The following is a 24264-nucleotide window of genomic DNA, read 5'->3' as shown; positions in this document are numbered from 1 at the left end:
ACCAGGAGCCCGTTCGACCCGCGCACCACGTGGTCGACATGCGACCAGGAGGCAGAGCCGTGGCAACGGATCTCGTTCCCGGGACTGCGGACCTCGCGGATGCCCTGGCGGCCGTGGAGGCCGCGTACGGCGAGCTGAACGCCGGCGACGGCGCCGACGAGCGGTCGCTGCGGCGGCTCCACCAGTGCGCCGAGGAACTGGCCGAGGCGACCACCCGGCACGGGCACCGCCCCGGAGTCATCCGGCTCGACGAGCCGTGGAACCTGCACTGCCACTGAGGTGGCAGGGGCCCTCCGGCCTCGACCACGCATCACCCGTCACGGGTGGTCCACCCCGGCCCTGTCACCCGTCCGGACCGCCGAGGCGGTGTGACATGACGCGCGCGAACGACACCCGGCTCATACCGTGATCACGTGGAGCTTGAGCCGTGGCACACGCGAGGTCCCGTCACCACGCCCCGCGTCAGGCGCCTGGCCGCGTTCCTGAGCCCGGCCGTGGCGGTGGCGACGATGGCGGCGGCGGTCGGACTCGGTCTGGGACTGCCGCACTGGGAGGACTCCCTCCCCCGAGTCGGTCTGACGTACGACCCGGGAACCGCCGCGACGACCCTCGCGGCCATCGCGGGCGGCATGATCACCCTGTCCGGGTTCGTCATCACCGCGGTCACCCTGGTCATCCAGACCGTGCAGAACATGTCTCCCCGGCTGATCGGGGTCATCGGCCATTTCCGCCGGTCGCTGGCCGTCGTGGGGCTGGTGACCGGTACCGCGGTGTACGCGCTGGTCGTGCTGGCCCAGATCCGGCCCCACGAGACACCGCGCCTGTCCGTGACGGTGGCCGTCGCCCTGGTGGCCGTCGACACGGCCGTGCTGCTGCAGAGTCTCACCGGGCTCCGGCACCTGGTGACCGGCGGTGGGCTCGCCCGGGCGGTGGGTGAGCTCATGGCCGGGTCGATCGACGCCGCGCTCCCGCCGGACGGCACGGTGGTGGCCTCCGGCGCGGCGGACGGCTGGACGTCCGGATCGGGGGTTCCGTTGGTGCACACGGGGCGGGCGGGTGTCGTGCGGAGCGTCGACGAGCGTCGGCTGCTGCGCACCGCGACGGGCCGGGAGGTACGTGTCTCGCTCACTGTCAGTCCCGGGGACCACGTCGGTGAAGGCACGGTCCTGGGGTATGTGCACGGGACGGCGGCGTCGCGTGGACCGCGTCCCGTCCCCCTGCGCCGCCTGGCTTCCTGCGTACGCGTCGACCGGGTCCGCTCCATCGCCCAGGATCCGGCGTACGGCCTCAGGCTCCTGGCCGACATCGCGATCCGCGCGCTCTCACCGGCCGTCAACGACCCCGCGACCGCCGTACAGGCACTGGACCAGATCGAGGAGACCCTCGTACGGCTGGTCACGCGTCCGCTCGGCGTCACCTTGGTGACCGACGCCGACGGGACACCCCGTCTGCGCCGGTCGGCCCCCGGATGGCCCGAGCTGGTGAGTCTGGCGCTGGACGAGATCCTCGACTACGGGGCGACGTCCTTGCAGGTGGTACGGCGCGTACGGATGCTTCTCGACACCGTCGTCGCAGTCGCCCCGGACCAGCGGCGAGCCCCGCTGGCCGAGCGCCTGGCCCTGCTGGACCGCCTCGCCCGCGCCTTCCGGGATCCGCTGCTCGTCGCGGTGGCGGAGGGTGCGGACCGGCAGGGACTCGGCGGGGCCCCGTCGAACCCTCGCTAGCCGATCTGGTCCTTCCGCTGGACCACGCACAGCGCCCAGATGACGAACCCGTAGAGGGCGATCAGGGTGAGCGACCAGACGGGGTAGTACGGGATGGAGAGGAAGTTGGCGATGATCAGCAGCGCCGCGATGCCCACGCCGACGACTCTCGCCCAGGTGGCCGTCGCGAACAGACCGAGGCCCACGATCATGGCGATCACGCCGAGCGTCAGCTGGATCCAGCCCCAGCTCGTCAGGTCGAACTTGAAGACGTAGTTGGGGGTGTTGACGAAGACGTCGTCCTGGGCGATCGCCATGATGCCCCGGAACAGGTCCAGGGTGCCGGCGACGAACAGCATCACCGCGGCGAAGAGCGTGAGTCCGGTGGCGGCGGCCCGAACCCCCGGTGAGTGGTGGTGGATCGTGGTGGCCATTGCGGGACCTCCATTCCTCGTACGGCTGCGGCCCGCAGCCGCTCGTGTCCGAGCCTCCACCCGGTCGGCCCGTCCGTCGTCACCCGGGAGGGGTGAGCAGTGGTGAGGGACGACCGGGACTCAGGCGGCCATCGCGGTGACCCGGTCGGCCTGCACGGCCTCGGCGAAGACCTCGTAGTCGCGCTCGTTCTGGTCGGCGTACGCCTCCGCGAACTCGACCATGGCGCGGTCGAAGGCACCGCCCGTGCCGAGGTAGGCGGCGATGGCGACCGGATCGCCCGAACGGGCGTGGGCGCGGGCCAGAGAGCCACCGCACAGGCCCGCGTAGAGGCGCAGCATGGCGGGCGTCATGGTCTCGGGCCGTGGTGTGCCCTTCCAGTCACGCAGCTGCCTGACGTAGAAGTCGCGCAGCCTGCCGTCCATGCCCGTGACGCGCTCCCAGCCGAGGAAGATGTCACTGTTCGCCTGCATCAGCCGCTGCCCGGCGACGACCCGCTTGCCCTGGTTGTCGTACCGGCTCGGGCCGCAGTACGGAGCGAGGACCGACTCTCCGGCCTCCTTGGCCTGGAGCAGCAGTGGATCGCCTTCGTCCCTGCCCACCATGAGGACGATCCAGCAACGGGTCCCCACGCTGCCGACCCCCACCACCTTGCGTGCCATGTCGACCAGGCGGAAGCGTTCCAGCAGGTACCGGCGCTCGGTGGAGAGGCTGCGCCCGTAGTCGGCGATCAGCGCGCGCACGGGCCCTCCGAGCTCCTCGTCCTCGGTGCCCGGAGTCAGATCGTCGAGCGGGGTGATGAGGGGTGGGTCGGCGACGATCCGGAGCTCGCCGTCGACCACGCCGGTGAGCTTGTCGAACGCCTGGAGGCTGTCCCGGGTACGGGCCTTGGCCAGGGCCCGGGACGTCCGTCGGCGTGACTTCTTGTCCGGCAGCAGGACGTGAAGCCGGTCGGCGTCGTCCTGGGCGTACCAGATGTCCAGCGTGCGCATGCCGGAGAACCGCTGCATCCGCTCCCGGTACCCCCGCGCCGCCTCGGTGACGACAGCGGCGCGCTGGTCGTCGTCCAGGCCGTTGGCGCGGCCGGCGACGGCGAAGCTGGCGGTCAGCCGTTTGACGTCCCATTCGAAGGGGCCCGGCAGTGTCTCGTCGAAGTCGTTGATGTCGAAGACCAGGTGCCGTTCGGGCGAGGCGAACAGGCCGAAGTTCAGCAGGTGGGCGTCGCCGCACAGCTGGGTGGTGATGTCCGTGTGAGGCACCTGGCCGAGGTCGCCGGCCATGATCGCGGCGGCCCCCCGGAAGAACCGGAAGGGCGACTCCACCATCCGGCCGTACCGGATGGGCAGCAGCTCGGGTACCCGGGTGACGGCCTGCTGCTCCAGAACGCCGACGGGATCGGGCCGCCGCTCGGCCGGGACGAATCCGGCGTGGCTCGACCGGGGTACGGCGGATCGGGCCGCCCTGCCCCGCGCCACTCGCTCGGCCACGGTGAGGTGGCCGCTGACCTGGTGTGTCATTGTCATCGCGTCCTCCCTGTCGCACGCGTCTCCACATCCGGCAGGCGGCGCATCTCGTCGACGCGCAGTCCCAGGTTCCGGAAACGCAGGAGCAGTCCGTACAGATGCGCCTCGTCCGTCACCGAGCCGGTGAAGACCGTCTGCTCGGAACCGGTCTCCGTCGCCAGCTCCGGGAACGCCTCGGCCAGTGCCATGGAGACGCGACCGTCGACACGGAACTCGTAACGCATGCCGGCACCACCCTCTCCCACCGCGCTGGGGACCCTCTTCCTCGCATGCTGCCCGCCGTACGGCCGCGCCGGATCACCCGCCGGAGGTGACTGCACGGCTTTCCGCGGGCCCGGACCCGGAGTCCGGCCGGCCGACCGACCGACCGCCAACCGGTTGACCTCGGTGGCGGGTCGCGGTTCGATCGCCGCGATCGCTGCGACGATGCGCCCATGTCATCCCGGGAACACACCGCTGAGAGTCCGGCGACCGCACGACCGGTCCTGGTGACACTCGCGGCCGGCCAATTCCTGATGGCCCTCGACAGCTCTGTCATGAACGTCTCGATCGCGACGGTGGCCGACGACGTGAACACGACGGTGACGGGCATCCAGGGCGCGATCACCGCCTACACCCTCATCATGGCGATGTTCATGATCCCGGGCGGCAAGGTCGGCGCGCTGATCGGCCACAAACGCGCGTTCATGATCGGCTGCGCCGTGTACGGGTGCGGCTCCCTGACCACGGCGCTGGCCCCGAACCTGCCGGTGCTCCTGTTCGGCTGGGCACTCCTGGAGGGCCTCGGGGCGGCGCTCATCCTGCCCGCGATCGTGGCGCTCGTCGCCGCCAACTTCGGCGTCGAACGCCGACCCGCCGCCTACGGACTCGTCACGGCCGCGGGAGCCGTGGCGATCGCCCTCGGACCGCTCATCGGGGGTGTCGCGACCACGTACTTCTCCTGGCGCTGGGTGTTCGCCGGTGAAGTCGTGATCGTGCTCGGCATCCTGGCCCTCGGCCGGCGTATCACCGACGCACCGGCCGAAAGCCACCCCCGCATCGATCTCGTCGGCGCGGCGCTCTCCGCCCTCGGACTCGGGATCTTCGTCTACGGCGTACTCCGCTCGGACGAGTGGGGCTGGTTCCAGCCGAAGCCCGACGCACCCTCATGGCTCGGGATCTCACTGGTCGTCTGGCTGATGCTGGCCGGGCTGCTCCTGATCTGGCTGTTCCTGCGCTGGGAGGCGCGGCTCGTGGAGCGGCGCAGGGAACCACTCGTGGACCCTGCACTCCTGCGGAACCGCCAGCTCACCGGCGGGCTGACTATGTTCTTCTTCCAGTACCTCGTCCAGATGGGCGTGTTCTTCGTCGTACCCCTCTATCTGTCGGTGGCCCTCGGCCTGTCCGCGCTCAAGACCGGCGCACGCATCCTTCCGCTCTCGCTGACCCTGCTGGCCGCCGCGATCCTCATCCCGCGTTTCCTGCCGCAGGTCTCACCGCGGCGGGTGGTGCGGCTCGGGATCCTGGCCCTGTTCGCCGGAGCGGTGGTCCTGATGGCCGCGCTCGACGCCGACGCGGGTGCGGAGGTCGTCACCGTCCCCCTCCTGCTGATCGGGCTCGGCATGGGCGCGCTGGCGTCCCAGCTGGGCTCGGTCACCGTGTCCGCGGTACCGGACGAGCGGAGCGCGGAGGTCGGGGGCGTCCAGAACGCGGTCACCAACCTCGGCTCCTCGATCGGCACCGCACTCGCCGGGTCGATCCTGATCGCCGCGCTGACGAGTTCGTTCATCAGCAGCATCGAGCAGAACCCGGACGTCCCGGAGCGCGTGAAAAGCACGGCGAGTGTCGAACTCCAAAGCGGCGTGCCCTTCCTGTCGGACGCCCAGCTCAAGGCGGCTCTCGACAAGGAGGGCACGAGCGCGGACGTCACGCAGGCGGCGCTCGACGCGAACGCCGACGCGAGACTCGACGGCCTGCGCGCCGCACTGGCGATCCTCGCCCTCACCTCCCTGCTCGCGATGTTCTTCACCCACCGGATCCCGACGACCCAGCCCCGCTCGAAGTCGTAACCGGCCGCCGGACACCCCTCCGGCCGTCCGGGCGAGCTTCCTGCGGCCGACGGACGACGAGTCCGCCGGCCGCGGTGCGGGTCAGTTCGGGAGGCCCTCCGGATCGGTCGCCCAGGTCGTGTTCGGTTCGGTGGCCAGCCGGAAGTCCAGCCCGCCGCCCTTCAGGGTCAGGGCCGCGCCGGTCCATGAGCGGGTGAGGTCTCGGCCGTTGAGCCGTACGGCGTCGACGTAGGTGTGGGTGTCGTCGGCGCCGGGTGCGGTGATGACGATGTCCGTGCGGCCCGGTCGGTCCAGGACCGCCTTCGGGAAGAGCGGTGCACCGAGCAGCAGGTCGGCGCTGCCCGGGGTGCGCGGATAGATGCCGAGGGCGGAGAGGACGTACCAGGCGGACATGGTGCCGAGGTCGTCGTTGCCGGGCAGGCCCTTGGGGCCGGTGCCGTACGCGGTGTCGAGGATCTGGCGGACCGTCGCCTGGGTCTTCCAGGGCTGTCCGAGGGAGTTGTAGAGCCACGGGGCGTGGATGTCGGGCTCGTTGGTCGGGTCGTAGCGCAGGGCGTCGCCGCCCCGGACCGACCAGGAACCGTCCGCCGTATGGAAGAAGCCGTCGAGCCGGGTCACGGCCGTCTCGCGGCCACCCATCGCCTCGGCGAGGCCCCGCACATCCTGCGGGACCATCCACACGTAGGCGGCGGCCGAGCCCTGGGCGAAACCGAGGTCGCTCGCCGGGTTGAACGGGGTCACCCAGGAGCCGTCGAGGTTGCGGGCCTGGATGTAGCCGGTGGCGGGGTTGAAGACGTTGCGCCAGTAGTCGCCTCGTGCTTCGAAGTCCGTCGCCTCCTGCGTCCGTCCCAGCAGTTTCGCCCACTGGGCGAGGGCGGAGTCGGCAACAGCGTCCTCCAGGGTTTCGGCGGCGCCGCCCCAGCAGTGGCACACGTCCTGGGCGGCGTAGTGGGAGGTCATGTACTGGGCCAGGTTGGGGCGTTGGCCCACGCACTGGCCGGGGCAGCCGGCGTCCGAGAGTTCGTCCGGGTTGGGCACGGTGGCCTGGTGGACGAGGGAGTCGAAGGCCCCCTTGTAGTCGAAGTTCCGTACGCCCATGGCGTAGAAGGTGGCCAGGGTCGCGGCGGACGGGTCGCCCGTCATGACGTGGGTGGCGCCGCTGATGTGCACCCAGCGGTCCCAGACTCCGCCGTTCTGCTGGGCGAAGTTGTAGAGCGACTGGGCGAAGTCGCCCGCGACGGTGGGCTCCAGGAGGGCGAGCAGTTGGATCTGGGCGCGGTACTGGTCCCATCCGGAGAAGTTGCTGTACTGGGCCCGCTGACCGCGTGCCAGCCGGTGGACGGTCTGGTCCATGCCCCAGTAGCGGCCGTCGGTGTCGCTGATCAGGTTGGGCTGCGTGAGGGCGTGATAGAGCGCCGTGTAGAAGGTCTGGCGGCGGGCGGGGGTTCCGCCGTCGAGGCGTACGGTGCTCAACTCGCGGTCCCACGCGCGGGCGCCCGCCCTGGCGACGTCGGCCACGCGCGCGTGCGGGGCGATTTCGTGGCGAAGGTTGGTCTCGGCCCCGGCGAGGCTGACGTAGGAGATGCCGAGCCGCATGTGGACATCGTTGTCAGCCGCCGTGTCGAAGCCCACCCAGCCGCCGGAGCCGCGTCCCGCGCGGGCGGCGCCGGTGGCGTACCCCTCGCCTCCGGAGGCCGTCGTCGAACCGGGTGACACCGTGCTGTCGTGCCACGTGCCGACCGAGGAGAAGGCGCGGTCGAAGGAGGCGCTGAAGTAGAGCTTGTAGTAGCTCTTGCGGTTGTTGACGCCGCCGTTGGCGCGGCGCCCGCAGAAGGCGCCGGTGAGGACCCAGCCGCTCACCTTGCGGTGGGCGGTGTCGATGTCGACGTGCGCGTCCGCGCTGCCGTTGAGGGGAGTTGGAGACCCGGAAGAGCAGGCTGGCCGGACGGTCGGCGGGGAAGGTGAAGTCGGCGACTCCGGCGCGCTTGCTGACGGCGAGGTCGGCGGTGGCACCGGAGGCGAGGCCGAGGGTGTAGCGGCCGGGAGTGGCCTTCTCGTCGGCGTGCGAGAAGGCCGACGCGTACACGGCGTCCTTCGTGTCCGCCGACGGGGACGAGGTGACGTCGCCGGCGAACGGCATGATCGGTACGTCGCCGGCCGCGCCCGGGTTGCAGCCGGCGCCGTTGACGTGGGTGAGGCTCAGGCCGCGGATGCGGGTGGCGCCGTACTCGTAGCCGTTGGCGGCGCCCGTGCTGGTCTGGTCGCCGGTGGTGCTGGTCGGGGACCAGGCGATCATGCCGCCCGGGAGGGTGGCGCCGGGGTAGGTGTTGCCGCCGTTGGAGGATCCGATCAGCGGATCGACGAGGGAGGACAGCTCGCCGGAGGTGCCGGTCGCCGCGGCGAGGGCGGGGAATGGGGCGGCTGCGGCGAGCGCGGTCGTGACCGCGACGGCCGCGACTCCGACGCCGAACCGCCTTGCCGTGCCCAGTAGTTGGTGACGCATGCGTCAAGTCGCCTTTCGGGGAAGGGACATGGGGCCGAAGAGACAGGGGGCGTCGCGAGGCTAGGAGGCCGCGGGTTGGGAGGGAAGAGGCACCCGGGTACGGGTGATGAAGCGCGGGTGAACGCTTCGCCGTGCGCTTAAGTGGCCCTTAAGCGCGGGTTAAGCGACTCATCCGACCTCGTTCCCGCAGGTCAGCGCGGTGCCGACGTCTCCCCGACCCGTTGGCCGAGGCAGCCGCAGTGCGTAACATCAGGCCCCGGCGGCGGTGCCGGCGCACGCTGTGAGAGCGCTCTCAAAGCGTCGGCACCGTCCGCTCCGCACGGCCCGACTCGCCCGGAGGCCCCCCCATATGACTCCCCCGATCCCCCGCCATCAGCGCACGCTGGGCCGCCGCAAGCTGTTCTTCGCGCTCGGTGGCGCCGCAGTGGCCGCTCCCGCACTCGCAGCCCTCGCACCGCACGCCCTCGCGGACACCAAGTCCCTGAAGACGGAGGCCGATCAGGCGGGCGAGCTGCCATTGACGCTGGTCAACAACAGCGGTTCGTTCGACAACGCGAGCGTGCACGTCTACGTCGTCGGCAACGTGGACGGCCAGCAGGTGCGGGTCGCCCCAGACGGGACGCTCGCGCCGATAGCGCTCTCGGACAACGGCGCCGACGGCTTCACGGACTATGCGATCAGTCTCGACTCCGGTGCGGAGACGACGATTTCACTGCCGTACCTGTCGGGCCGCATCTACGTCTCCCTCGGTGCGAAGCTCAAGTTCAAGGCCGTGGCGGACGGCAACGGCAACCCGGCGCTCCAGTACCCGGCCGGCTGGGTCACCTCCGACCCCAACTACCAAGTCCTGCACGACTGCGCCGAGTTCACGCACAGCGCGTCGGGGATGTTCTGCAACACGACGATGGTCGACATGTTCAGCGTGCCGTTGAGCATCCGGCTGACCGGCGCACAGGACCAGACGACGGGCACGCTGCGCGACGGCGGCCGGGCGTCCGTGTTCGCCGCGGTACGGCAGGTCGAGGCGTTCGCCCCGCTGGTCGTGGACGACACCCGGGTCGTCGCGCCGGGGCACGGGCTGGACGCGGGACTGTTCGCGGCGGACTACTTCGCGCCGTACATCGACGAGGTGTGGAGCACCTACACCGGCAAGGACCTCACCGTGACGACCGACGCGGGCGCCTTCACCGGGCGGGTGCGCGCCGACCGGTTCACCTTCACCGGCCCCGCCTCGGTCTCGTTCGCGAAGCCGTCGACGCGGGACGTGCTGTTCTGCGACGGGAACCTGGCCGCCCCGAACGACGGCACCACCGGGCCCGGTAGCGGCCGTCCTCGGCGCGGGCTTCAACCGCTCCACGCTCCTGTCGAACTCCGCCCAACCGACCACCGAAGCCTCGGAGTTTTACCGCACCGACCTCACGAACCACTACGCGAAGGCGGTGCACGCGGCCACCGCCGACGGCCGGGCCTACGGCTTCGCCTTCGACGACGTGGCGGACTTCGCGTCGTACGTCCAGGACACGGCACCGACGGCGATACGGCTGACACTCACGCCGTTCTGAAGCCGGAGAGGGCGGGAGCGCGGCCCCCGCCCTCTCCCGTTCCGTGCCGCTCAGTTCGGCCTTTGCATGCGCCGGCGCCACCACGCCAGACCCGCGCCGATCAGCAGGACGCCCGCCGCACCCGAGCCCACCGACGCGGCGATCAGACCGGTGTTGCTCGTGCCGTCGGCGGCGCCGGTCGGCCGCAGGGCGTTGCCCACCTGGTCACGGACGCTGTTGCCCCCTGCCGTGCCCTTCGCAAGCGGGCCGCGTGAACCCGCCACGGGCTCGGCCAGGTAGGGGAAGGAGTCGCCGAACTTCTGGTCGTTGGCGTCGACCGCGTCCCCCAAGTCGTTCTTGGAACCGACCAGTTCGCCCTCGACGGCCTGGAGCGAGATGTCCACGACGTCATCGGTGAGCCGGCGCCCGTTCGGGAAGCCCGCGTTGTCGCCGTCGAGCACGCCGAGTCGCTTCGGGTCGGCGGCCGGCTTGATCGAGGTGTTCAGGCGCAGCATCTCCGCCGGTCGTACGTTCGGCGGGTGGTTGAGGCCCTTGACGCCCTTCAGATAGACATCGACGAGATCGGTGCGCGGTTCCGCGGGTGCCTTGATCTTGTAGATGGCCTGAAGGAGCTTCGGCAGTTCCGGGTTGGTCACGTTCTTCAGGAACTGGGCGTCGTTCCAAGGTGAGGACGCGTTGAACTTGTCCTTGTCCTTCAGCGGGTTGACGACCTCGTTGACCAGCGGGTTGCCCAGCCGCGAGACCTGTTCGTAGTCGCCCTTGGCGTTCTTCCGCTGGGTGGTCGACCAGATGCCCACGACCGGCTGCTGCTTCGACTCGGTGATCATGTCGGTGGGCAGTTGCAGGGCGATCGAGTTGACGTTGTAGCCCTTGAGCGTGTCGTTGCCGACCTCGGAGAGGTTCCCGCCGTACAGCAGGTCGAAGACGCGCAGGTCCAGGAAGAACGGGTCGTCCGCCTGGCCGGCGAACGTCCGCCCTCCGTGGGCGAGTTGACGGACCGCCTGTTGGCGCAGCGTGCCGTAGTCCGGCATCGACGCCTTGCCGACGTTCGACGGTGCCACCGGTATGTCGTCGGCGAGCTTCGTCTTCGACACGAGGCTCTGGTTGTGCAGCTTGAGCAGGTCGATGTCGTAGGTCTGGGTGACGTTCAGGTCCGGGTCGTCGAGGCTGGTGACCGGGCCCGTGTTGTACAGGAACGTCTTCTTGTTCTTCGTGTGCGTCTTGAAGGTGTAGCGCAGCAGCAACTCTCCTTGCGCGTCACCGTTGTTGTCGATGTGGATGTCGTACTGGGCGTCGTCCGCGAACGTGTAGAAGTTCGGGCCGCCCGCCGGATCCTCGAACGGGATCCAGTTCGCGATGATCGTCGTCGTCTCCGGATCGTCCGGACTGACGAAGGCGTACACGTCCGTGTTGTCGTACTTGGGGTGCCCCGAGATCAGCGGGGCCTCCCGGTGACTGGAGGCGGAAGCCGCCCCCGGTTCCAGCGTGGTCATGCCGGCGGCTGCGAGTCCCCCGGCGGCCAGCGCACCTGCTACGAGGGTCGCGAGGCTCCTGCGCCGCGCACCGCTCCTGGCGATAGGTGTCATACCGTCCGTCCTCCGTGCCAACTTCCCTGACGCTCGAGGATTCGGAACGGCCACCCCTTGCGGATTGGTGAATATTAAGTGATCTGACCGATCTTTCAGTTGATCCAGCGATTTGGCGCTCGGCGTGCGGGGCCGGTCCCGTCGTAGGAGCGTGGTGGTGTGGCAAAGGTGCGGGGTCTCGTGTCGCGCCGGACCCGGGAGCCGGCCCGGCGCGGCTGGCTGCGGGGTGCGCCCGCTCCCATGTGGGTGCGGGTACTGCCGGCCTTGCTGGTCGCCGGTGTGGGCGTGGCGACGCTGGTGAGTGCGGACCGGCTGGACATCGGCTTCGTGCTGGGTGCCATTCCGCCGCTGGCCGGTCTGTCGTACGGCCCGGTGGCGACCGTGCTCTACGGCGGTCTCAGCGTCGCGCTGCTGACCGTCCCGGCCTTCCACCTCAACGATCCGGGCAGTACGGACCTGTTGACCATCTGCTTCGTCGCGCTGCTGAGTGTGTTCATCTCGTTCGTACGGAGCCGGCGCGACGCCCAGCTCGATCTCGAGCGTACGGTCGCCGAGGCCGCGCAGCGGGCGGTGGCACCGCCGTTGCCGGAGCGGGTGGGGCGGGTGCGCTGTGCGGGGCTGTATCGGGCCGCGCAGCGCGGGACGCTGGTCGGGGGCGACTTCTTCGACGTGCGGGACGGCCCGTTCGGGGTGCGGGCGGTCATGGGTGATGTGCAGGGGCACGGGCTGTCGGCGGTGGCTACGGTGGCTTCGCTGCTCGGCGCGTTCCGGGAGGCGGTGCTCGACCGGCCGGACCTCGAATCGGTCGCCGCGCGGCTGGACCGCAGGCTCGTGGTGGACTCCGCGCGCTCGCCGCACGCGGAGTTGTTCGCCACGGCCGTACTGCTGGAGTTCTCGGCGGACGCGCGGGCGGTACGGATCGTGGCCTGCGGGCATCCGGCACCGGTGGTGCTGCGCGAGGGGCGGGTCCTGGAGATCGACATCGTGCCGTGGACGCCGCTCGGTCTCGGACTTGCCGAGTCGGGCCCGCTCGGTGCCGTCACCGTTCCGCTGCTGCCCGGGGACCGGCTGTTCCTGGCGTCCGACGGGGTGTGGGAGGCCCGGGACGCCTCCGGCGCCTTCTATCCGTTCGCGGGACGGCTGGCCACGTTCGCCGACGGGGACTCGGCCGACCTGCCGGAGCGGGTCTGGGCCGATGTGCTGCGGTACGCGGAGGAGATCCGCGACGACGTCACCATGCTGGTCCTGACGCCCGACGACTGACGCTCACGTCCCTTCGTGCTCACCCTCCGCGTCGATGTGCGGCAGGATCCGGTCCAGGAAGCGGGGTGTCCACCAGGCGTGCCGTCCCAGCAGGGTCATGACGGCGGGCACCATCAGCAGGCGTACGACCGTGGCGTCGATGAGGACACTCACGGCCAGGCCGAGGCCGAGCATCTTGACCACGATGTTGTCGCTGAGGACGAAGGCCGCGAAGACGCTGACCATGATCAGCGCGGCGCAGGTGATGACGCGCGCGGTGATCTCCAGGGCGTGGGCGACGGAGGCCTCGGCGTCGCCGGTGCGCAGCCAGGCCTCGTGGACGCGGGAGAGCAGGAAGATCTCGTAGTCCATGCTCAGGCCGAAGATGATCGCGAACATCATCATCGGGACGTAGCTCTCGATGGGGACCTTGCCGGAGACGCCCAGCGCGGGGCCGCCCCAGCCCCACTGGAAGACGGCGACGACCACGCCGTAGGAGGCGGCGATCGAGAGCACGTTGAGGACAGCCGCCTTGACGGCGACGAGGAGGCCGCGGAAGACGGCGAGGATGATCAGGAAGGCGAGGGCCACGACCACGCCGATGATCAGGGGCAGCCTGCTGGACACGATGTCGCGGAAGTCGACCTGCGCGGCCGTGGTGCCGGTGACATAGCCCTTGGCGGAGGTGCCGGAGACCGCGGCCGGGAGGGTGTCGTGGACGAGGCGGTTGGTGAGGTCGGTGGTGTCGGCGCTCTGTGGGGACTGCTTGGAGTAGACGGTGCCGACCAGGACGTCCCCGTCCTTGGTGGTCGTCAGCGGGGTGACCTTGGCGGCGCCCTGCACCCCGTCGAGGGTCTTCTGGGCCTGGGTGGAGAGGGCCGAGCGCTGGGAGGAGGAGACGGCTGTCTGGTCGATGACGATGGTGAGCGGGCCGTTGGAGCCGGGCCCGAAGGCGTCGGTCATCAGGTCGTAGGCGCGCCGGTCGGTGAACGAGGTGGGGTCGGCGCCGTCGCCGATGTGGCCGAGCTGGATCGAGAAGAGCGGGATCGCGAGGACGACGACTGTGGCGACGCCCGCCGCGAGGAAGGTCCACGGGCGGTGTTCCACGCGCTGCGCGTAGCGGTGCCAGGTACCCGTTGGTTCGGTGCCGGGTTCGGCGTCGGTCTCGGCGACCGGGCGGCGCACCCGGTAGCGGTCGATCCGTTTCCCGACGAGCCCGAGCAGGGCGGGTACGAGGGTGAGCGCGCCGATGACCGCGGACACGACCGTCACGGCGGCGGCGAGTCCGAGTTTGCCGATGAAGGGCACTCCGGACACGAAGAGTCCGGCGAGGGCGATGATCACCGTGCAGCCGGAGACGAGCACGGCCCGGCCGCTGGTGGCGGTGGCCTTTCCGGCGGCGCGCACAGGGTCCGCGCCGTTCATGAGGTTCTGCCGGTGACGGGTGATCAGAAACAGGGCGTAGTCGATGCCGACACCGAGTCCGATCATCGTCGCCAGGGTGGGTGACACCGTCGCGAAGGTGAAGGCCGCCGCCAGCAGTCCGAGGCAGGCGAGTCCGCCGATCACACTGATCAGCGCGGTCACCAGGGGCATCGCGGCGGCGATCACACTGCCGAAGCCGATCAGCAGGACGACGATCGCGACGGCGAACCCGATGAGTTCGCTGACCCGGTCGTCGGCGGCGGGCCTGGCCAGTTCGCCGAGCGGTCCGCCGTACTCGACCTGCGCTCCGGCGGTGCGCAGCGGCTTCACGGAGTTGTCGACGCCGTGGAGGTAGCCGTCACCGAGGGTGGACGGCTGGACGTCGAAGCGGATGGTGATGTAGCCGGTCTTCGCGTCGGACGACAGGGGTCCCACGTTCGGACCGGACGACGCCGGCGCCTGTGTTCCGGGCTGCGGCAGCGGGTTCTGCACCGACAGGACGTGCGGGAGTTTCTGCAGGTCGCCGACCGTCTCGGACATCTGAGAGCTCAGCGAGGTGAGCTGTTTGTCCTTGTCGTGCAGGACGATCTGGCTGCTGTAGCCGCCGGCCGCCGGATCGTGGTCCTTGAGGACCTGCAGACCGTGCTGGGACTGTACGCCGGACAGCGAGAAGTCGTCCGAATACTCGCCCCCGAAGGACCTGTTGAGGACCTGGAGCGCGGCCAGCGCGACGAGCCAGGCGACGATGACGATCACGAAGTGCCGCGCGCACCACTCCCCCAGTCGTCGCAGCACCCCCTTGGCTGCGGCCCCGCTGCCCCCTGCACTGGAATCCGTGGGCGTCATGACCTCGGCCTTTTCCGCCAGGGGACATTTCCGACACCCCCATTAGACGCCCACGGGATCACTCCGGCATCTCGGGCCCGCGCTCAGGCGGCTGTCATCCCACGTCCCAGAGGAACCGGTGGGTGTGGATGCCGAAGTACGGGAACGACCGGACGCTCCGGACCCCTTCGATCGGCCGTACGACGTCGTTGACGAAGTCCAGCAGGTCCCGCGGTCCCGGCGTGACCACTTCCGCGAACAGGTCGAAGCCGCCGGAGGTGAGCACGGAGTACACCACCTCGTCGCGCAGGGCGAGTTCGTCGGCGACCGTGCGCGGGTCGCCGTCCGCCTCGATGCCGAGCATGGCCATCGCCTGGCCGCCCATGGCCATCGGGTCGGTCACCCCGACGACCTGAACGGTCTTGGAATCCAGGAGGCGTTGCAGCCGCTGCCGGGCGGCCGACGCCGACAGACCGACCTTCGGTCCGAGATCGGCGTAGGCGATACGTCCGTCGGTCTGCAGCTCGCGCAGGATGGCCCGGTCGATGTCGTCCACGTGCTTGTTCTCCAACTCCCTGTGTCAGACGGCCAGTTCGGCGAGGGCTTCGGCGAAGACCCGGGTGTGGGTGTCGACGTCCTGCTCGGTGGTGTCGGGGCACATCAGCGCCATGCTGTGGAACGGGGTGAGCAGGATGCCCCGGTTGGCGAGGTAGAGGTGCAGGAAGTCCTCCAGCTCCGGGTCGCCGGCCGCCTCGGACTCGGTGCCGGTGCGCGGGGCCGGGGACGTGAAGCGGTACTCGCTGCGGGCGCCGAGGCGGCTCACCGTCCAGGGCAGCGCGTGGGCGTCGATGCCCTCCTGGACACCGGCGGCGAAGCGTTCGGACAGCTTCGCCATGTGGGCGAACGCCTCGTCGGTCAGGACGTGTTCGAGCGTGGCGCGCATCGCGGCGACGGAGAGCGCGTTGCCCGCGAGGGTGCCGCCGACCCCGCCCATGTCGACCAGGTCGAGGTCGGCGCGGCCGAGCAGCCGGTCGGCGAGTTCGGCGGAGAGGCCGTAGGCGCCGGCGGGGATGCCGCCGCCGATCGCCTTGCCGATGGTGAGCAGGTCGGGTTCGAGGTCCCAGGCGGCGGTGCAGCCGCCCGGTCCCGCGGAGAAGGTGTGCGTCTCGTCGATGATGAGCAACGTGCCGTGGCGCGCGGTGAGTTCGCGTACGGCGGCCAGATAGCCGGGCTCGGGCAGCACGATGCCGATGTTGGTGAGCGCGGGTTCCATGAGGACGGCGGCGACGTCGCCGTGCGCCAACTCCCGTTCCAGTTGGGCGGGGTCGTTGAACTCGGCGACGCGGCTGGTGAGTGTGACATCGCAGGGGGCGCCGACGTTGCCGGGACGGGCCGTGCCCTGCCCGTCCGGGCCTACGACGATGAGCGATTCGTCAACGCTGCCGTGGTAGCTGTAGCTGTTCACCAGGATCTTGGGGCGGCCGGTGACGGCCCGGGCGAGCCGGATCGCCCAGCGGTTGGCGTCGGTCGCGGTGAGCGAGAAGCTCCAGCGGGCGAGTCCGAAGCGGCGGGTGAGTTCCGCGCCGACCCACTCGGCGTCCTCCGTGGGCAGCATCGCCGTGGCGCCGCCCTGTTCGGCGAACCGGCGTTGCACCGCCTCCGCGACCACGGCGGGCGAGTGGCCGGCCATGGCCCCGGTGTCGCCGAGGCTGAAGTCGATGTACTCGTGACCGTCGATGTCGGTGACACGGGCGCCCCGGGCGGTGTCGAGGTAGCGGGGGAAGGCTCCGGCGGTCTTGTTCATCCAGGTCATCGGCACCCGCCCGAAGAGATGCTCGGCACGGGCGTAGGCGGCCTTCGAGCGCGGGTTGAGCCGCTCGGCCTCGGCGCTCTCCCTGGCGAGCAGGTCCTGGAGGCGAGTGCGGTCCATGGGATACCCCGGTGGTGTCGGCGACGGAATGTCCGGACGATACGACCGAAAGTGCGGCTCTAGCAAGAGATGGCTGCGAAATCGGCTGCCGTGACGATCGATTCGTGCGCGTGTCTCATCGCTCGGCCCGGGAGGCTCAGCGGGTGCGCGACACCCCTCACACCGCTCCGCCTCGGTGCTTGACGCGCCGATCCAAGGATCTCAACTGCCTTTCCCCACACGCCATTTCAGACACTCGGCGCAGAAGTGAACAGAGACCTGTCAGTTTCGAAGGGAAGTCCCGTGACACCGTGCGAGAGCGGTCGATGACGGTGTGTACTGTCCTCCGGGCACCCCGCCTAAGGGGCTCGAACTCAGCCCTGCCCGACTTCTCCTGGACTCGATTCGATGACCGAATTACCGGACCTGGTGACCGGTGCGCTCGCCGCCGGCACGCTGTCCGCACTGGCGCTCGGCGCCGGTCTGCTCCGGTCACGCCGTCAACGTGCCCTGCAGCGCGCGGAGATCGCGGAGCTGCGAGACCGGCTGGCCGGCGTTCAGACCGCCTTCGTGGCCGAGGTCGAACATCTCGCCGTCCAGCGGATTCCGGCCGTCGCCCGGCAGTTGACGCATCCACGGGTGACCGTACCGGGACCGGCGCAGCCGCAGTTCATCGGTTCGCCCCTCGGGATCGCGCTCGAGAACGTGCTCACCACCCTGCGTTCGGAACTCACCGCGCAGCGCACCCGTGTCGACGCCGCCGCGCAGGCCGGGATGCGCGGGGCCACCCGGGAGATCCAGGCCGCGCTGTACCGCTTGCAGGACGCCCTGCGCGCGCTCCAACAGCGGTACGACGAACCGGAGTTGACGCAGACCCTGTTCATGCTGGACCACGAGAACGAGCAGTCGCTGCGCCGCGCACAGGTCACGGCGGTCGTGTGCGGGGCCTGGGTCGGGCTGGCCCGTGAGGACTCGCACCTCGTGGAGGCGGTGACCGGCGGGCAGGCCCGGCTCGCCGGGTACCACCGAGTGCGGGTGCACAACCACCTGGAAGCCGGTACCGCGCTGGTCTCGCACGCCGTCGAGCCGGTCGCGATCATCGTCGCCGAGCTCGTCGACAACGCGCTGCGGCACTCCGCCCCGGACACCGAGGTCGTGGTCAACCTGGAGCACGTCCATCACGGCGTCTGCGTCACCGTCGACGACGCGGGCGTGGGCATGACCCCGGACGAACGCGAGCACGCCCGGCGGACGGTGGCCGGAACCGACCCGGTGCTGCTCACCGACCTGGGCGACCCGCCGCGCATGGGGTTCGCCGCGATCGGCCGTCTCACCCGGCAGTTCGACCTCGGCGTCGACGTGTCCTCGCCCTCCCCGTACGGCGGTGTCCGCGCGGTCCTGCGGATCGACAGCCACCTCCTCAGCAGGATCGACCCCGAGCGGCAGCCGCCCGCGGCGGGCGCCCCGCGCTCCACCCGCCCGGCCCCCGCTCCCACCCGTGCGCCCGCACCCGCCCCGGCCCACTCCTACGGCTCCGAACTCGACGAACGGGCCGCTGCCGAGGTGCCCGGACACCAGGCCGTGCCCGACACCGGCGGACTACCGCGCCGGCGCCGACGCTCCTCGGTCGCCGCCGCGAACGCGCAGGCGGCCCCGGCCGTACCCGTCGCCCCGGCACAGTCCGAGTGGCGCCCGGAGCAGGCCGCCGCCGCGCTCGGCGCGCTCCAGTCCGGCACGGCCGCCGCGCGCGCCGCGAGCGTCGTGGACGAAAAGTCCGCGGGACCGCGACCGGCGGTGCGCGACCTCGATCAGAAGAACCATGGGAACGACTACGAGGGGGGAGCGGCTAGATGATCAGCCGCGATGGGGGCGACACGGCGTGGGTGCTCGATCCGATCCTGGAGGTGCCGCATGTGGTGGCCGCGGTGCTGCTGACCCGGGACGGGCTGGTGCGGGGGTACACCGACGCGCTGTCCCAGGCCACGGGCGAGCGGGTCGCGGCGATCACCAGCACGGTGCAGGGGGCGTGCCGTACCGCGGCAGCGGCGTTCGCCGACCGGGAGGGCGCCGAGGTCCGGCAGGTGGTGATCGAGTCGGACCACGGGTATGTACTCATCGTCCCCACGGATCACGGGACTTGTGTGGCGGCCTACGGCGACCCCGAGGTGCGGCTCGATCTGCTCGCGCACCGGGTGCACTCGCAGGTGGCGCGGCTGGGTGAGAAGACGATGGCCGCCGCTCCGCGGGGAGTTGACGGCGGCGCGCCGGCATGACGGGCCGCCGCGGCGGCCGTCCTCTGGTTCCCGCGTATCTGTCGACCGGCGGGGTGGCCCGGCCGAGCCGCCCGCAGCTGGAGCGGCTGACGGTGCTCTCCGGCAGCGGCGAGCCCGTCCCGGCCGGACTGCCCGCGGCCCAACTCGCCCTGCTGGACGCCCTGCTCGGCGGTTCGCTGACGGTACTGGAGGCGGCGGCCCTGCTGGAGCTGCCGGTCTCCGCGGTACGGGTCCTGGCCGCCGGTCTCCTCGACCGGGGCCTGGCCCTCGCCCGCGCCCCGATCCCGCCCGCCGAACGCTTCGACCCCGACCTGCTGAAGAGAGTGGCCGATGGCCTACGCGCCCTCAAGCACGACTAGTGGCATCCATCTGCCGGACACCGCACAGGAGTTGGTCAAGATCCTGATCGCGGGCCCGTTCGGGGTGGGCAAGACGACCCTGATCGACTCGGTGTCGGAGATCCGGCCGCTGCACACCGAGGAGCGGCTGACCGAGGCGTCCGTCCACGTCGACGATCTCGACGGGGTGCGGGAGAAGTCGACGACGACCGTCGCCATCGACTTCGGGCGGCTCAGCCTCCCGGGCGGGATCGTGCTGTACCTCTTCGGCACCCCCGGACAGGAGCGTTTCCGGGCACTGTGGGAGGACATCGCCCACGGCGCGCTCGGGGCACTGGTCCTGGTCGACAGCCGCCGTATCGACGCCTCCTTCGACATGCTCGGGTTGGTGGAGGAGAGCGGGCTGCCGTACGCCGTCGCCCTCAACACCTTCCCGGACGCGCCCCGGCACCACACGGACGAACAGCTGCGCGCCGCCCTGGACCTGGCGCCCGGCACCCCGCTGGTGACCTGTGACGCCCGGGACGCGGACTCCTCCATCGACGCGCTGCTCGCCCTGGTCCAGCACCTGATCGACCGCGACCCCCCGGAGCACCGGTGACCACTTCGTCCACCGTCCGACCAGTCCGGCTGTGGGAGGACGGCTTCGCGCTGGATCCCTACGGCTACTACGCGGCCCTGCGCGCCCAGGGCCCGGTCGGCTGGGCCGAACTCGCCCCGGGCGTACCGGCGTACATCGTCACCGAACGGCGGGCCGCGCTGGAACTGCTGCGCGACACCGTCACGTTCTCGCACGATCCCCGGCCGTGGGAGTCCACGGTCGCCGAGGACTCGCCGGTCCTAGGGATGATGCGCTGGCGGCCCAACTCCCTGTTCGCGGACGGCGCCGCGCACATCCGCTACCGTGCCTCCCTGATCGACGCCTTCGACCGGATCGAGCCGCACGACCTGCGGGACCGGGTGCACCGGGCCGTTCATGTCCTGGTGAGCCGGATCGGGCCGCGCGGACAGGCCGATCTGGTGGGCGAGTTCGCCCGGCCGCTGATGGCGCTGGTCTTCAACAGCCTGTTCGGACTGCCCGACAGCCAGAGCGAGCGGCTGGACCGGGCGCTGGGCATGATGATGGAGGGCGGCGCCCGAGCGGCCGAGGGCGAGGCCGAGTTCGGCGGCTACGTCCTCGAACTCGTCGCCGCCAAGGCCGAGTTGCGCGGAGACGACCTGCCGAGCTGGCTCCTGGACCATCCTGCCGGGCTGAGTCCGGAGGAGGTCGCCTGGCAGGTGTTCCTCACCCTGGGCGCGGGTCACGAGCCGACCGCGAACCTGGTGTCCAACGCCCTCTCGCGCATCCTCGGCACCTCGGTCTACTACTCCACTTTGACCAGTGGCGCCCGCCCGGTGATGGACGCCGTGGTGGAGGTCCTGCACCACGAGACCCCGCTCGCCAACTACGGGATCCACTACGCCCGTTCGCCCGTCACGTTCCACGGCGCGTGGATCAGGCCGGCGATCCCGGTCGTCGTCTCGTACGGCGCGCTCGCGCACTTCGCCGAGCAGGAGGTCGTCAGCGGCCGGCATCCCCAGGACGCCTCGCACCTGTCGTGGTCGGCAGGCCCGCACGCCTGCCCGGTCAAGCGGCACACGCTGCTCATCGCGACGGAGGCGATCGAGCGGCTCACCCTGTGGCTGCCCGACCTCGAACCCGTCGTGGAACGGAAGCAGTTGACCTGGCGCCCCGGACCCTTCCACCGCTCGCTCACGTCGCTGCCCGTGCGGTTCAGTCCCCGCTCCCCCGACCAGCCAGGAGACCCGTCGTGACCGTGTCCGACCGCATCGCCCTCGACCCATTCGGCGCCGACATGGCCGCCGAGAGCGCCAAGCTGCGTGCCCTCGGCCCGATCGTGCCCGTCGAACTGCCCGGCGGCATCCCCGCCTGGGCGCCGACCGGCTACGACACCCTCAAGGAACTGATCCTCGACCCGCAGGTCAGCAGGGACCCCCGGCTGCACTGGCGTCTGTGGCCCGAGCTGGACCAACACCCCTCCTGGGGCTGGGTGTTGGGCTGGATCGGCGTCGTCAACATGCTCTCCACCTACGGCGCCGACCACGCCCGTCTGCGCAAACTCGTGGCGCCGAGCTTCACCCACCGGCGCACCGAGGCGATGCGTGCCCGGGTGGAGACGATCACGGCGGAGCTGCTCGACGCGCTCGCGGCCGACGACGCCGAGGTGGTCGACATCAGGGCCGCCCTCGCGCATCCCCTGCCGATGCGGATCATCTGCGAACTCTTCGGTGTTCCCGACGAGTTGGTGGCCGACACCGGGCGGCTGATCGCGGCCATCATGGACACCTCCGACCCGTCCCCGGAGCACGCGGCGTTCGTGCAGCAGCAGATCGGCACCGTACTGCCCGCGCTGATCGCCCACCGCAGCCAGCACCCCGGCGACGACCTCACCACCGAGCTGATCCGGGTACGGGACGAGGGCGGCGACCGGCTCAGCGACGAGGAACTGCTGTACACGCTGCTGCTGGTGATCGGCGCGGGGTTCGAAACGACGGTCAACCTCATCGGCAACGCGATCGTCGCCCTGCTGAAGCGCCCCGAGCAGTTGGCGGACGTGCGCTCCGGGAAGATCGGCTGGGACGCGGTCGTCGACGAGACCCTGCGCGTCCATCCCTCCATCGCCTCGCTGCCCCTGCGGTTCGCGGTCAGCGACCTCACCGTCGGCGGCGTCACCGTCCCGGCCGGGGACGCCATCATCACCACATACGCGGCGGCCGGGCTCGACCCCGCGCACTACGGCCCCGACGCGGACGTCTTCGACGCGGCCCGCGGCGCCGACGACCACCTGTCCTTCGGCATCGGCGTGCACCGCTGCATCGGCGCGCCGCTGGCCCGGGTGGAGGCCCTGACCGCGCTTCCCGCGTTCTTCGACCGCTTCCCGGACGCCCGCCTCGCCGCCGACACGGACACCCTGCGCCAGGTGCCGTCCTTCATCGCCTTCGGCTGGCAGGAGATCCCGGTACGGCTGCGCGGCTGAACGGGGAGAGCATGGTGCGGCCGGGGATCCCTCCGTACGGCCGCTCGCACACCCGGCGCCCGAACGGCTCCGCCGCGGCCTCGGAGGGGAGCCGCCGGCGGAGCCGTGCTACCCGGGTTCGGGGGGAGCCCCGAGCGCACTTGTCGGCTTCCCCGGTTTCGCGGGGGTACGCCCGTGCGAATCGGGCGGTGTGAGGGCCCGCGCGGCGACCCGTGGCCGTACGGCATAAGCTCGGCGGGTGGCCAAGTACTTCGACGTGCACCCGGACAACCCGCAGCCGCGCACCATCTCGCAGGTCGCGGACAGTGTGCGGTCGGGTGCGCTGATCGCGTATCCGACCGACTCCTGCTACGCGCTGGGCTGCCAGCTCGGCAACCGTGACGGCATGGAGCGGATCCGTACGATCCGGCAGCTGAACGACCGGCACCACTTCACGCTGGTGTGCCAGAACTTCGCCCAGCTGGGCCAGTTCGTGCACATCGACAACGATGTGTTCCGGGCCATCAAGGCGTCCACGCCCGGCAGTTACACCTTCATCCTCCCGGCGACGAAGGAGGTGCCGCGCCAGCTGCTGAACGCGAAGAAGAAGACCGTGGGTGTGCGCATCCCCGACCATGTCGTCACCCAGGCGCTGCTGGCCGAGCTGGGCGAGCCGCTGCTGTCGAGCACCCTGCTCCTGCCCGACGAGGAGGAGCCGATGACCCAGGGCTGGGAGATCAAGGACCGGCTCGACCACGTGGTGGACGCGGTGGTCGACTCCGGGGACTGCGGCACGGAACCGACGACGGTCATCGACTTCTCCAGCGGCGAGGCAGAGATCGTCCGCAAGGGCGCGGGGGACGTCTCCCGCTTCGAGTGACCCCGACGGCGGGGCCGTGGGCGGGCGTGCCACGATGATCGGAACACGCCGCGCCGGGCCGGCAGCCGGCCCGGCGCCGAACCGCTGGGAGGCACCCCCGCCATGACCGCCGTACAGGGCACAGCCGTGGACATCCCCACCGAGGACGGCATCGCCGACGCCTATCTGGTGCATCCCGGTGACGAGCGCGCCCGTCCGGCCGTGCTGCTCTACCAGGACGCCTTCGGACTGCGTCCGCACCTCAAGGCGATGGCCGACCGGCTGGCCGGGGCCGGTTACACGGTCCTCGTGCCGAACGTGTTCTACCGGCAGGGGCGTGCGCCCGTGGTCGAGCTGCCCGAGTTCATCGATCACGACGGACGTCCGGAGATCTTCGAGAAGGTCGGCCCGCTGATCATGGGGCTGGCCCGGCACCCCGAGCTGATCGAGCGGGACGCCGGTGCCTATCTGCGCTGGCTGGCCGACTCCCCCCTGGTCGCCGACGGGCCGATCGCGATCACCGGCTACTGCATGGGCGCCCGGCTGGCGTTGTACACCGCCGGTGCCTACCCGGACCGGGTCGCGGCCGCGGCCGGCTTCCACGGCGGGCGGCTGGCCACCGACGACCCGGACAGCCCGCACCTGGCCGCCGAACACATCACCGCCGAGCTGTACTTCGGCCACGCCGACCAGGACCCCTCGCTGCCCGAGGACCAGATCAAGCGGTTCGAGGACGCGCTGACCGCGGCCGGTGTCCGGCACCGCTGCGAGGTCTACCCGGGCGCGCACCACGGCTACACGCAGGCCGACACCTCGGCGTACAACGCGGAGGCCGACGAACGGCACTGGGCCGCGCTGCTCGACCTGCTGGACCGCACGTTCTGATCGGCGGACCGCTTTCACTGGTTCAACCCAGGTGCCCACGGCGCGAGTCGCCGTGGGCACCTTAGGTTCCACTCAATTTAAGTCACGCGGGGCGGCGCGCAACTGATAGCGCGGGAACCACCGGAAGGTGCAAA

Annotated in this window: 19 protein-coding genes and 2 pseudogenes; 13 read left to right on the top strand and 8 right to left on the bottom strand. The window is 70.7% G+C overall.

Annotation, left to right across the window (positions count from 1 at the left end):
* The first annotated feature begins 59 nt into the window (after positions 1 to 59).
* On the top strand, positions 60 to 278 hold the full coding sequence (locus ACFXC1_RS08020; protein ID WP_381240343.1) for a hypothetical protein: 219 nt from the start codon (positions 60 to 62) through the stop codon (positions 276 to 278).
* Positions 279 to 413: 135 nt separating this feature from the next.
* Positions 414 to 1724, top strand: a complete 1311-nt coding sequence (locus ACFXC1_RS08015; protein ID WP_381240341.1) for a DUF2254 family protein — start codon at positions 414 to 416, stop codon at positions 1722 to 1724.
* Here ACFXC1_RS08015 and ACFXC1_RS08010 read toward each other — a convergent pair.
* The 3 genes from ACFXC1_RS08010 to ACFXC1_RS08000 all read right to left on the bottom strand — a co-directional run bounded on the left by ACFXC1_RS08010 (position 1721) and on the right by ACFXC1_RS08000 (position 3882).
* A complete protein-coding gene (locus ACFXC1_RS08010; protein ID WP_381240339.1) occupies positions 1721 to 2137 on the bottom strand; it encodes a DUF7144 family membrane protein in 417 nt (138 codons plus the stop codon). The genes ACFXC1_RS08015 and ACFXC1_RS08010 overlap by 4 nt on opposite strands.
* 120 nt (positions 2138 to 2257) lie before the next feature.
* A complete protein-coding gene (locus ACFXC1_RS08005; RefSeq protein ID WP_381240336.1) occupies positions 2258 to 3658 on the bottom strand; it encodes a DUF2252 domain-containing protein in 1401 nt (466 codons plus the stop codon).
* The gene (locus ACFXC1_RS08000; RefSeq protein ID WP_019070059.1) at positions 3655 to 3882 is read right to left on the bottom strand and encodes a hypothetical protein; all 228 of its coding nucleotides are present in this window, start codon (positions 3880 to 3882) and stop codon (positions 3655 to 3657) included. The genes ACFXC1_RS08005 and ACFXC1_RS08000 overlap by 4 nt, the downstream gene beginning before the upstream one ends.
* 210 nt (positions 3883 to 4092) lie before the next feature.
* Here ACFXC1_RS08000 and ACFXC1_RS07995 point away from each other — a divergent pair, with 210 nt between their 5' ends.
* Positions 4093 to 5706: an MFS transporter gene (locus tag ACFXC1_RS07995; RefSeq protein WP_381240333.1), complete on the top strand. Its 1614-nt coding sequence runs from the start codon at positions 4093 to 4095 to the stop codon at positions 5704 to 5706.
* Between the two features lie 81 nt (positions 5707 to 5787).
* Here ACFXC1_RS07995 and ACFXC1_RS07990 read toward each other — a convergent pair.
* A pseudogene (locus ACFXC1_RS07990) lies at positions 5788 to 8209 on the bottom strand (GH92 family glycosyl hydrolase).
* A gap of 349 nt (positions 8210 to 8558) precedes the next feature.
* Between ACFXC1_RS07990 and ACFXC1_RS07985 the strand changes: the two are divergent.
* Positions 8559 to 9771 (top strand): annotated as a pseudogene (locus ACFXC1_RS07985) (beta-1,3-glucanase family protein).
* A 50-nt stretch (positions 9772 to 9821) separates the two neighbouring features.
* Here ACFXC1_RS07985 and ACFXC1_RS07980 read toward each other — a convergent pair.
* Positions 9822 to 11357 (bottom strand): DUF4331 family protein, encoded by a 1536-nt coding sequence (locus tag ACFXC1_RS07980; protein ID WP_381240332.1) that lies wholly within the window; start codon positions 11355 to 11357, stop codon positions 9822 to 9824.
* Between the two features lie 240 nt (positions 11358 to 11597).
* On the opposite strand from ACFXC1_RS07980, the gene ACFXC1_RS07975 reads away from it, so the two are divergent.
* Positions 11598 to 12620 (top strand): PP2C family protein-serine/threonine phosphatase, encoded by a 1023-nt coding sequence (locus ACFXC1_RS07975; RefSeq protein ID WP_381241126.1) that lies wholly within the window; start codon positions 11598 to 11600, stop codon positions 12618 to 12620.
* A 3-nt stretch (positions 12621 to 12623) separates the two neighbouring features.
* Here ACFXC1_RS07975 and ACFXC1_RS07970 read toward each other — a convergent pair whose 3' ends face one another.
* The 3 genes from ACFXC1_RS07970 to ACFXC1_RS07960 form a co-directional block, all read right to left on the bottom strand.
* A complete protein-coding gene (locus tag ACFXC1_RS07970) occupies positions 12624 to 14870 on the bottom strand; it encodes an MMPL family transporter (RefSeq protein WP_381240330.1) in 2247 nt (748 codons plus the stop codon).
* A 94-nt stretch (positions 14871 to 14964) separates the two neighbouring features.
* Positions 14965 to 15405 (bottom strand): Lrp/AsnC family transcriptional regulator, encoded by a 441-nt coding sequence (locus ACFXC1_RS07965; RefSeq protein ID WP_381241124.1) that lies wholly within the window; start codon positions 15403 to 15405, stop codon positions 14965 to 14967.
* A 24-nt stretch (positions 15406 to 15429) separates the two neighbouring features.
* Complete coding sequence (locus tag ACFXC1_RS07960; protein WP_381240327.1) at positions 15430 to 16779, bottom strand: transaminase; 1350 nt, start codon at positions 16777 to 16779, stop codon at positions 15430 to 15432.
* A 387-nt stretch (positions 16780 to 17166) separates the two neighbouring features.
* Between ACFXC1_RS07960 and ACFXC1_RS07955 the strand changes: the two genes are divergently transcribed.
* From ACFXC1_RS07955 to ACFXC1_RS07920, 8 genes are all read left to right on the top strand, one after another.
* Positions 17167 to 18612, top strand: a complete 1446-nt coding sequence (locus ACFXC1_RS07955) for an ATP-binding protein (protein ID WP_381240324.1) — start codon at positions 17167 to 17169, stop codon at positions 18610 to 18612.
* Positions 18609 to 19031 (top strand): roadblock/LC7 domain-containing protein, encoded by a 423-nt coding sequence (locus tag ACFXC1_RS07950; RefSeq protein WP_381240322.1) that lies wholly within the window; start codon positions 18609 to 18611, stop codon positions 19029 to 19031. Before ACFXC1_RS07955 ends, ACFXC1_RS07950 begins: the two co-directional genes overlap by 4 nt.
* On the top strand, positions 19028 to 19390 hold the full coding sequence (locus ACFXC1_RS07945; RefSeq protein ID WP_381240319.1) for a DUF742 domain-containing protein: 363 nt from the start codon (positions 19028 to 19030) through the stop codon (positions 19388 to 19390). Before ACFXC1_RS07950 ends, ACFXC1_RS07945 begins: the two co-directional genes overlap by 4 nt.
* The gene (locus tag ACFXC1_RS07940; protein ID WP_381240316.1) at positions 19362 to 19970 is read left to right on the top strand and encodes a GTP-binding protein; all 609 of its coding nucleotides are present in this window, start codon (positions 19362 to 19364) and stop codon (positions 19968 to 19970) included. The genes ACFXC1_RS07945 and ACFXC1_RS07940 overlap by 29 nt, the downstream gene beginning before the upstream one ends.
* Complete coding sequence (locus ACFXC1_RS07935) at positions 19967 to 21184, top strand: cytochrome P450 family protein (RefSeq protein WP_381240314.1); 1218 nt, start codon at positions 19967 to 19969, stop codon at positions 21182 to 21184. Before ACFXC1_RS07940 ends, ACFXC1_RS07935 begins: the two co-directional genes overlap by 4 nt.
* The gene (locus ACFXC1_RS07930; protein ID WP_381240311.1) at positions 21181 to 22407 is read left to right on the top strand and encodes a cytochrome P450 family protein; all 1227 of its coding nucleotides are present in this window, start codon (positions 21181 to 21183) and stop codon (positions 22405 to 22407) included. The genes ACFXC1_RS07935 and ACFXC1_RS07930 overlap by 4 nt, the downstream gene beginning before the upstream one ends.
* A 238-nt stretch (positions 22408 to 22645) precedes the next feature.
* Positions 22646 to 23266: an L-threonylcarbamoyladenylate synthase gene (locus ACFXC1_RS07925; protein ID WP_381240309.1), complete on the top strand. Its 621-nt coding sequence runs from the start codon at positions 22646 to 22648 to the stop codon at positions 23264 to 23266.
* Positions 23267 to 23368: 102 nt separating this feature from the next.
* Positions 23369 to 24130, top strand: coding sequence for a dienelactone hydrolase family protein (locus ACFXC1_RS07920; RefSeq protein WP_381240307.1), 762 nt, complete (start codon positions 23369 to 23371; stop codon positions 24128 to 24130).
* Positions 24131 to 24264 lie beyond the last annotated feature (134 nt).

The sequence above is a fragment of the Streptomyces hokutonensis genome (assembly GCF_042751305.1).
Classification (GTDB): domain Bacteria; phylum Actinomycetota; class Actinomycetes; order Streptomycetales; family Streptomycetaceae; genus Streptomyces; species Streptomyces hokutonensis_A.
Note: the sequence above shows the minus strand (reverse complement) of the source record. Positions and strands in the feature narration are given on the sequence as shown.

Excerpts from the sequence above, each read along its gene's own strand:
- ACFXC1_RS08010 (WP_381240339.1), bottom strand. The coding sequence starts at position 2,137 with ATGGCCACCACGATCCACCACCACTCACCGGGGGTTCGGGCCGCCGCC.
- ACFXC1_RS08005 (WP_381240336.1), bottom strand. The coding sequence starts at position 3,658 with ATGACAATGACACACCAGGTCAGCGGCCACCTCACCGTGGCCGAGCGA.
- ACFXC1_RS08000 (WP_019070059.1), bottom strand. The coding sequence starts at position 3,882 with ATGCGTTACGAGTTCCGTGTCGACGGTCGCGTCTCCATGGCACTGGCC.
- ACFXC1_RS07995 (WP_381240333.1), top strand. The coding sequence starts at position 4,093 with ATGTCATCCCGGGAACACACCGCTGAGAGTCCGGCGACCGCACGACCG.
- ACFXC1_RS07980 (WP_381240332.1), bottom strand. The coding sequence starts at position 11,357 with ATGACACCTATCGCCAGGAGCGGTGCGCGGCGCAGGAGCCTCGCGACC.
- ACFXC1_RS07975 (WP_381241126.1), top strand. The coding sequence starts at position 11,598 with ATGTGGGTGCGGGTACTGCCGGCCTTGCTGGTCGCCGGTGTGGGCGTG.
- ACFXC1_RS07970 (WP_381240330.1), bottom strand. The coding sequence starts at position 14,870 with ATGACGCCCACGGATTCCAGTGCAGGGGGCAGCGGGGCCGCAGCCAAG.
- ACFXC1_RS07960 (WP_381240327.1), bottom strand. The coding sequence starts at position 16,779 with ATGGACCGCACTCGCCTCCAGGACCTGCTCGCCAGGGAGAGCGCCGAG.
- ACFXC1_RS07955 (WP_381240324.1), top strand. The coding sequence starts at position 17,167 with ATGACCGAATTACCGGACCTGGTGACCGGTGCGCTCGCCGCCGGCACG.
- ACFXC1_RS07950 (WP_381240322.1), top strand. The coding sequence starts at position 18,609 with ATGATCAGCCGCGATGGGGGCGACACGGCGTGGGTGCTCGATCCGATC.
- ACFXC1_RS07945 (WP_381240319.1), top strand. The coding sequence starts at position 19,028 with ATGACGGGCCGCCGCGGCGGCCGTCCTCTGGTTCCCGCGTATCTGTCG.
- ACFXC1_RS07940 (WP_381240316.1), top strand. The coding sequence starts at position 19,362 with ATGGCCTACGCGCCCTCAAGCACGACTAGTGGCATCCATCTGCCGGAC.
- ACFXC1_RS07920 (WP_381240307.1), top strand. The coding sequence starts at position 23,369 with ATGACCGCCGTACAGGGCACAGCCGTGGACATCCCCACCGAGGACGGC.